Below are 7,221 nucleotides of genomic sequence, written 5' to 3'. Positions count from 1 at the left end.
AATTGTGCGGGTGATCCGCGCCTCCAGGACGCGCCGAGGCGCCCAACCCCGGACACCCGCAGCATCATCCGCCTATCGTGTCCGGGGCGGGCCCTGCCGTCGGCCCGTCGGGCCGCGCATGCGGGCCGGCCACGACCACGAGGAGCACGGTGACCTTCACAGCCCCGATCCAGCTGCCCGGCCTGACCCTCGACCCCCAGTGGTACAAGCGGTCCGTCTTCTACGAGTGCATGATCCGCTCGTTCGTCGACTCGAACGGGGACGGCATCGGTGACCTGCAGGGCGTCATCGGCAAGCTCGACTACCTGCAGTGGCTCGGGATCGACGCGCTCTGGCTGCCGCCGTTCTTCCAGTAGCCGATGCGTGACGGTGGCTACGACATCGCCGACTACAAGGCGATCCTGCCGGAGTTCGGCACGCTCGACGACTTCCGCGAACTCGTCACCAAGTCGCACGAGCGCAACATGCGGATCGTCATCGACATGGTGATCAACCACACCTCGGACCAGCACGAGTGGTTCCAGCAGTCCCGCGAGGACCCGGACGGCCCCTACGGCGACTTCTACGTCTGGCGCGACACCGACGAGCACTACGAGAACATCCGCGTGATCTTCGTCGACACCGAGGAGTCGAACTGGCCGTTCGACCCGGTCCGACGCCAGTTCTTCTTCCACCGGTTCTTCTCGCACCAGCCGGACCTCAACTACGAGAACCCGGCCGTCCACGATGCGATGTTCGACATCGTCCGATTCTGGCTCGACATGGGCGTTGACGGTTTCCGGCTGGATGCCATCCCCTACCTGTACGAATCCGACGGCGGCAACGGCGAGGGCGAACCCGAGACGCATGCCTTCATCAAGAAACTCCGAGCGATGGTCGATCTGGAGTACCCGGGCCGCGTCATGATCGCTGAGGCGAACCAGTGGCCGCGAGAAGTGGCTGCCTTCTTCGGCACGGACGAGGAACCTGAATGCCACATGGCGTTCGACTTCCCGGTGATGCCGAGAATCTTCTACTCGCTGCGGTCGCAGCAGGCAGAGGAACTCGTGCGCGTGCTTTCCGAGACGACCGACGTTCCGGAGTGGGCCGGCTGGGCCGTGTTCCTCCGCAACCATGACGAGCTCACCCTCGAGATGGTCAGCGAGGAATACCGCCAGGCAATGTACGGCTGGTACGCATACGATCCGCGGATGCGAGCGAACATCGGCATCCGGCGCCGCCTCGCTCCGCTGCTCGACAATTCGCGCGCCGAACTCGAACTCGCCCATGCCCTGTTGTTCTCGCTGCCGGGGAGCCCGTTCATCTACTACGGCGACGAGATCGGCATGGGCGACAACATCTGGCTTGCCGACCGCGACTCGTCCCGGACGCCGATGCAGTGGACACCCGACCGCAACGCCGGCTTCTCGTCCGCAGACCCCGGCAAGCTCTATCTTCCGGTTGTCCAGTCCCTCGTCTTCAACTACACCCTTGTGAACGTTGAATCGCAGCTCGCCCAATCCCGCTCGCTGCTGCACTGGGTGCGCAACGTCATCCACGTTCGCAAGGGCCACCCGGCGTTCGGGCTCGGCACGGTGGAGGTGGTGACGAACGATCACGAATCCGTTCTCAGCTTCGTCCGCAGCTATTCCGGAACCGGCGGCCATACCGGCGGTCACATCGGGGATGAGAAGGAAGACATCCTCTGTGTCTTCAGCTTCTCGCACCATCCCATCGCGACGAAGATCATCGCCCCTGAGCTCGCCGGGTGCCGGCTCTTCGACCTGTTCGGCGGCGGAGAGTTCCCGCCGTTCGACGAGAACGGCGAGGTGACGCTGACGATCGCCACGCAGAGCTTCTACTGGCTTCATGTGGCACGCCCGACCGACTCGCCCTTCTCGCAGCGGCGTCACGCGTGAGCGACGACGTGTCGGTGGTCCGCCCTAACGTTGCCCCCGTGCAGATAACAGCAGTAACACCGTGGTCAGACTCCCTCGCCGTCTTCGACCTGGAGACGACAGGCATCGACGTGGTCACGAGCCGCATCGTGAGCGCGAACGTCGGGCTGCTGAACGGGCACGGAGACGTCCTGCACCGCCGCGACTGGCTCGCCGACCCCGGTGTTGAGATCCCCGAGCAGGCCACGGCCGTGCACGGGATCAGCACCGAACGGGCGAGGGCAGAGGGCAGGCCAGCCGCCGTCGTGGTCGCTGAGATCGTCGCCGAATTGCGCGGCTACTTCGACGCGGGCATCCCCGTCGTCATCTACAACGCCCCGTACGACCTCTCGCTGCTGTTCCACGAGTCGGTGAGACATTCGGTGGCGCCGCTTGTCGACCCGACCCCGGTCATCGACCCGCTTGTCATCGACAAGGCCATGGACCGGTACCGCAAAGGCAAGCGCACTCTGGAGGCGGCGGCGCTCCACTACGGTGTCGAACTCACCGAAGCGCACGATGCCGGAGCAGACGCCATCGCCGCTGGTCGGGTGGCCCTGGCCATCGCTCGTGTCCACGGCAACTCACTCGATGTGGATGCCCTGGAGTTGCACCGGTTGCAGGCCGGCTGGTGCCAGGATCAGGCCGACAGCTTTCAGGACTACATGCGCCGCACGCGTGACGCCACTTTTGTGGCATCCACCGGATGGCCGGTGCGCTGAGGCCACTCCCCCGGTGCGCCGTCACGGCGTCTCGAGTGCGGGTCTCGGCGCGGCGAGTTCACTCGCTGCGGTCGTAGTCATCCGGCGTGCGGCGTGAGGGCGTGCGGAACGCGTGGGTACGTGACCCGGGCACCCGGCACCCGGCACCTTGGCACGGGTGAACAGCCGCCATGCCACCAACGACAAGGACCCGCAGTCCGAAGACTGCGGGTCCTTGCGTGAGACGGTTTCGGTTAGTTGCCGAAGCCCTTGAAGCGCTTGTTGAACTTCTCGACACGTCCTGCGGAGTCCATGATGCGCTGCTTGCCCGTGTAGAACGGGTGCGACTCAGAGGAGATCTCAACGTCGATGACGGGGTAGACGTTGCCGTCCTCCCACTCCATGGTCTTCGAGCTGCCAACGGTCGAGCGAGTGAGGAACACTGCGCCTGAGGCGAGGTCGCGGAAAACAACCGGCTTGTAGTCGGGGTGGATGTCAGTCTTCATGAGGACTTCCTTGTGAGGTAAGAGGAGATTGTGTTTCAGTCTCGCTCGCACGGACTGCGCGGCAAGAAAGCGGATGGCCATCGGGCCAGCTACCTACTTTATCAGATGCCGGGCGTCAGTGGGCACGCGCGCTGTAGCGGCCGTCGGTCTCGCTGAGTGTGATCGGCAGACCGAAGGTCTCCGTCAGCGTCTCGCTGGTGAGAGCCTCCGCGATCGGGCCGGATGCCACGACCTTGCCGTCGTTGAGGAGCAGGGCATGGGTGAAACCGACCGGAACCTCCTCGACGTGGTGGGTGACCATGACGATGGCGGGCGATTCCTCCGACTGGGCGTAACCACCGAGCAGCTTGACGAGCTCTTCGCGCGCGCCGAGGTCGAGGCTGGCGGCCGGCTCGTCGAGCAGAAGCAACTCAGGGTCGGTCATGACCGAGCGTGCGATCTGCACACGCTTCTGTTCGCCGTCGCTGAGGGTTCCGAACCGGCGCTCAGCGAGGTCCTCGAGGTGCCACTCGGCGAGAACGCGCCTGGCGCGCTTCACGTCGATGTCCTCGTAGTCCTCGTTCCAACGGCCGGTGACCGAGTATGCGGCGGTCATGACGACATCGAGCACGGTCTCCTCAAAAGGAACCCGACGGGCCATCGCTGTCGAGGCGATTCCGATCCGCGGGCGCAGATCGAAGACGTCGACCTTGCCGAGTTGGGAGTCGAGGATCTCGACAGTTCCTGAACTGGGGTGCATGAGGGTCGATGAGAGCTGCAGGATGGTGGTCTTGCCTGCCCCATTGGGGCCGAGCACCACCCAGCGCTGGTCCCCCTCGACGGTCCACGACACGGAATCCACGATCGCACGGCCATTGCGCACAACGGACACGTCACTCAACTGCAAAACGCTCGACATGTTCTCTAGCCTATCCGTCCGATCCGGTCGGCCGTGCCGTGGCTCGCCCGTCAGCGCGCCACGATCGAGCGGTACAGCGCGATGGTCTCACGACCGATCCGGTCCCAGCTGAACTCGCGTTCGGCGCGGAGCCGCCCGGCCTCGCCCATAGCCTTCGCGGCATCCGGATCGGATACCACTTCGGTGAGGGTGGCGGCGAGGTCGGCGACGAACCGCTCGGGGTCGACCGGTGTCCCTGTGCCGTCGGTGACCTGCTCGATGGGAACAAGGCGGCCGGTGACACCGTCCTCGACGACTTCGGGGATGCCGCCGGTCGCGGTCCCGACGACGGCTGCGCCGCAGGCCATCGCCTCGAGGTTGACGATGCCCAGCGGTTCATAGACCGACGGGCATACGAACGTGGTGGCAGCGGTGAGTACGGCGCACAGCTCGTTCCGCGGCAGCAGCCGGTCGATCCACACCACCCCAGAGCGTTCTTTCGCCAGTTCGCGCACTCCCGCTTCGACCTCGGCGAGGATCTCAGGTGTGTCAGGGGCGCCGGCACAGAGCACGAGCTGCACATCAGCAGGCAGCATGGCTGCGGCACGGAGAAGGTACGGCAGGCCCTTCTGCCGCGTGATCCGGCCGACAAACACGACGCTCGGGCGGGTCGGGTCGATTCCGAGCGAACGGACCAGCTCATCGTCGTGCACGGGCTGCCAGGCGGCGAGGTCGATGCCGTTGTAGATGGTGTGCACGCGGGACTCGTCCAGTGCCGGGTAGCTCCGGAGGATGTCACGCCGCATGCCGTTGCTGACGGCGATGACGGCATCCGCTGCCTCGAACGCGGTCTTCTCGATCCAGCTCGAGACACGGTAGCCGCCGCCGAGCTGCTCAGCCTTCCACGGGCGGAGCGGCTCGAGACTGTGCGCGGAGACGACGTGCGGGATGCCGTGGAGCAGTTTCGCGACATGCCCGGCGCCGTTCGCGTACCAGGTGTGCGAATGGACGAGGTCGGCCCCTGCGGCGTCCTGCGCCATCAGCAGGTCGGTGCCGAGGGTGGTGAGCGCCCCGTTCGCTCCCTCGAGTTCGGCAGGAACGCGATAGGCGAAGGTGTCCGTTTCGGTGCGTTCGGCGCCGAAACAGCGCACGGTGACGTCGATCTCCCCCCGCATGGCCGAGACGAGCTCGGCGACGTGCACGCCGGCTCCGCCGTAGATTTCTGGTGGGTATTCTCGGGTAAGAAGATCAACTCGCATGTCATGAAGCTAGTACAGGTATGGGGTTGCCTCTAGTCTGGGGGGCATGGTCGCAACGAAGAAGATCTTTGCAATTGTTCTCGCCGGTGGCGAAGGGAAACGCCTCATGCCGCTTACGGCTGACCGGGCGAAACCCGCTGTGCCGTTCGCTGGGCAGTACCGCCTGATCGACTTCGCGCTGTCCAACCTGATCAACTCAGGCTTCACCCAGATCGTCGTTCTGACCCAATACAAGTCGCACAGCCTCGACCGTCACGTGTCGCAGACCTGGCGCCTGTCCGGCCTCCTGAACGCCTATGTCGCCTCCGTTCCGGCCCAGCAGCGGCTTGGGAAACGCTGGTTCTCCGGTTCAGCCGACGCGATCCTGCAGAGCCTCAACCTCATCCGCGACGAGAAGCCCGACATCGTCGTCGTCGTCGGTGCCGACCACGTGTACCGGATGGACTTCCGAGACATGGTTCAGGCCCACATCGATTCGGGTCATGGTGCGACGGTCGCTGCGATCCGCCAGCCGATCGAGCTCAGCGACCAGTTCGGCGTGATCCAGCTCGATCCGGAGGACCCGACGAAGATCGCCGAGTTCCTCGAGAAGCCGATCAACGCCGAAGGGCTCGCGGACGCACCCCATGAGGTCCTCGCCTCGATGGGTAACTACGTCTTCAACACCGACGCGCTCATCGATGCCGTCACGCGTGACGGTGAGCGAACCGACTCCAACCACGACATGGGCGGCGACATCGTGCCCGACTTCGTCGCTCGCGGTGACGCCGGCGTCTACGACCTCAAGAACAACACCGTGCCGGGGTCGACCGACCGTGACCGGTACTACTGGCGTGACGTGGGGACGATCGACTCGTTCTTCGAGGCGCACCAGGATCTCATCTCGACGCTGCCGATTTTCAACCTGTACAACAGTGAGTGGCCGATCTTCAGCCAGCAGCTCAACTCTCCGCCGGCGAAATTCGTGCGCGACGCGAAAGGCAACCTGGGTCAGACCATTGATTCGATCGTCTCGCTCGGTTCGCTGATCTCCGGTGCCCACATCGAACGCAGCGTGCTCGGGGCATGGTCGAAGATCGAGTCTGGTGCCAGCGTCACCGACTCGGTGCTGTTCGACCGTGTGATCGTCGGACCGGATGCCGTGGTGAAACGGGCGATCCTCGACAAGGAGGTCATCGTCGAAGACGGCGCCGCCATCGGCGTCAACCACGATCGTGACCGTGCCCGCGGTTTCACGGTGACGGACTCGGGACTCACCGTTGTGGGCAAGGGAGTGCGCGTTCCCCGATGAGCTCTTCCCTTCCGCCGTCGCCCCAGGTGCCGGCCCGGTTCCTCGTCGTGCTCGATGCCGACTCCACCCTGATCGAGAACGAAGTCATCGAACTCCTCGCCGAGGAGGCAGGCTCGCTCGACCTCGTCGCCGATGTGACCGAACGTGCGATGCGCGGCGAACTGGACTTCGCGGAGAGCCTTCGGGGTCGGGTCGCCACGCTCGCCGGGCTGCACGAGTCCGTCTTCCGGACAGTGTCCGGCCGGATCCGTCCCACGCGCGGCGTGCACGAGCTCATCGCGGGGATCCAGGCCGCGGGCGGCCGGGTCGGCGTCGTGTCCGGGGGCTTCCACGAACTGCTCGATCCACTCGCAGCAACGCTCGGTCTCGACGTCTGGCGAGCCAACCGGCTCGAGCTGTCCGGCAGCCTCCTGTCCGGACGCGTCGACGGTCCTATCGTCGATGCCGGCGCGAAGGCGTCCGCCCTCCTGGAATGGGCAGCGGATGCCGGTGTGCCGGCCTCGCGGACGATCGCGATCGGCGATGGTGCGAATGACCTGCTGATGATGGGCGTTGCCGGGCTCAGCGTCGCTTTCAACGCCAAACCCGCCGTCCGCGAGCAGGCCGACGTGGTCCTCGACCACGTCGACCTCGCAGACGTCCTGCCTCTGCTTGGGCTGCGCGGCTGACCC

At 65.3% G+C, this 7,221-nt stretch carries 6 protein-coding genes and 1 pseudogene; 4 read left to right on the top strand and 3 right to left on the bottom strand.

The window, feature by feature from the left end:
* The first annotated feature begins 149 nt into the window (after positions 1-149).
* Positions 150-1,898: pseudogene (treS, locus tag JWP90_RS00385) on the top strand (maltose alpha-D-glucosyltransferase).
* A 44-nt stretch (positions 1,899-1,942) separates the two neighbouring features.
* Complete coding sequence (locus tag JWP90_RS00380; protein ID WP_297358431.1) at positions 1,943-2,638, top strand: exonuclease domain-containing protein; 696 nt, start codon at positions 1,943-1,945, stop codon at positions 2,636-2,638.
* A 233-nt stretch (positions 2,639-2,871) separates the two neighbouring features.
* On the opposite strand, the gene JWP90_RS00375 is transcribed toward JWP90_RS00380, so the two are convergent.
* The 3 genes from JWP90_RS00375 to glgA all read right to left on the bottom strand — a co-directional run bounded on the left by JWP90_RS00375 (position 2,872) and on the right by glgA (position 5,259).
* Positions 2,872-3,123 carry a type B 50S ribosomal protein L31 gene (locus JWP90_RS00375; RefSeq protein ID WP_121672176.1) on the bottom strand — a complete coding sequence of 84 codons (252 nt, stop codon included), beginning with the start codon at positions 3,121-3,123 and terminating at the stop codon, positions 2,872-2,874.
* A 115-nt stretch (positions 3,124-3,238) separates the two neighbouring features.
* Complete coding sequence (locus JWP90_RS00370; protein ID WP_297358427.1) at positions 3,239-4,021, bottom strand: ABC transporter ATP-binding protein; 783 nt, start codon at positions 4,019-4,021, stop codon at positions 3,239-3,241.
* 50 nt (positions 4,022-4,071) lie between these two features.
* The gene (glgA, locus tag JWP90_RS00365) at positions 4,072-5,259 is read right to left on the bottom strand and encodes a glycogen synthase (RefSeq protein WP_297358425.1); all 1,188 of its coding nucleotides are present in this window, start codon (positions 5,257-5,259) and stop codon (positions 4,072-4,074) included.
* A gap of 46 nt (positions 5,260-5,305) precedes the next feature.
* Here glgA and JWP90_RS00360 point away from each other — a divergent pair, with 46 nt between their 5' ends.
* Both JWP90_RS00360 and serB read left to right on the top strand, forming a co-directional pair.
* Positions 5,306-6,550, top strand: a complete 1,245-nt coding sequence (locus JWP90_RS00360) for a glucose-1-phosphate adenylyltransferase (protein ID WP_297358423.1) — start codon at positions 5,306-5,308, stop codon at positions 6,548-6,550.
* Positions 6,547-7,218, top strand: a complete 672-nt coding sequence (serB, locus tag JWP90_RS00355) for a phosphoserine phosphatase SerB (RefSeq protein ID WP_297358420.1) — start codon at positions 6,547-6,549, stop codon at positions 7,216-7,218. The genes JWP90_RS00360 and serB overlap by 4 nt, the downstream gene beginning before the upstream one ends.
* The last annotated feature ends 3 nt before the right edge of the window (positions 7,219-7,221 follow it).

This window comes from Mycetocola sp., from assembly GCF_025464835.1.
Taxonomy (GTDB): Bacteria; Actinomycetota; Actinomycetes; order Actinomycetales; family Microbacteriaceae; genus Mycetocola_A.
This window is presented reverse-complemented; position numbering and strand designations above follow the sequence as displayed.

Bases quoted from the DNA above. Each gene is read 5' to 3' on its own strand.
- JWP90_RS00375 (WP_121672176.1), bottom strand. From the start codon at position 3,123: ATGAAGACTGACATCCACCCCGACTACAAGCCGGTTGTTTTCCGCGAC.
- glgA (WP_297358425.1), bottom strand. From the start codon at position 5,259: ATGCGAGTTGATCTTCTTACCCGAGAATACCCACCAGAAATCTACGGC.
- JWP90_RS00370 (WP_297358427.1), bottom strand. From the start codon at position 4,021: ATGTCGAGCGTTTTGCAGTTGAGTGACGTGTCCGTTGTGCGCAATGGC.
- serB (WP_297358420.1), top strand. From the start codon at position 6,547: ATGAGCTCTTCCCTTCCGCCGTCGCCCCAGGTGCCGGCCCGGTTCCTC.
- JWP90_RS00360 (WP_297358423.1), top strand. From the start codon at position 5,306: ATGGTCGCAACGAAGAAGATCTTTGCAATTGTTCTCGCCGGTGGCGAA.